This is a genomic window from Flavihumibacter cheonanensis (assembly GCF_022352215.1).
Lineage (GTDB): Bacteria > Bacteroidota > Bacteroidia > Chitinophagales > Chitinophagaceae > Flavihumibacter > Flavihumibacter cheonanensis.
On sequence record NZ_JAKRWF010000224.1, the window covers coordinates 1 to 279 of the forward strand.

Sequence of the window (279 nt, forward strand, 5' to 3'; positions counted from 1 at the left end):
CTTTCGACCATCCGGTTTTCCATCACCACCCACCGGGGATGCTACGGGGAATGTAATTTCTGCGCCATCGCCGTTCATCAGGGGCGCCGGGTGACATCCCGAAGCCGGGCTTCCATTGTCGCGGAGGCCCGGAAAATGGCGGTGCATCCGGATTTCAAGGGGATCATCGCGGATGTGGGCGGCCCCACGGCCAATATGTACGCCATCGAATGTCCCCGGAAGGCCGTCAAGGGAAGCTGTGCAGACCGGCGGTGCCTGTTTCCAGAGCCGTGCGAAACG

The 279-nt window shown here is 62.0% G+C and carries 1 protein-coding gene; it reads right to left on the reverse strand.

The genetic code is table 11. The features are described 5' to 3' along the window. A partial coding sequence (locus MD536_RS21790) for a hypothetical protein (RefSeq protein ID WP_239603882.1) occupies window positions 1-279 on the reverse strand: 279 nt, incomplete at both ends.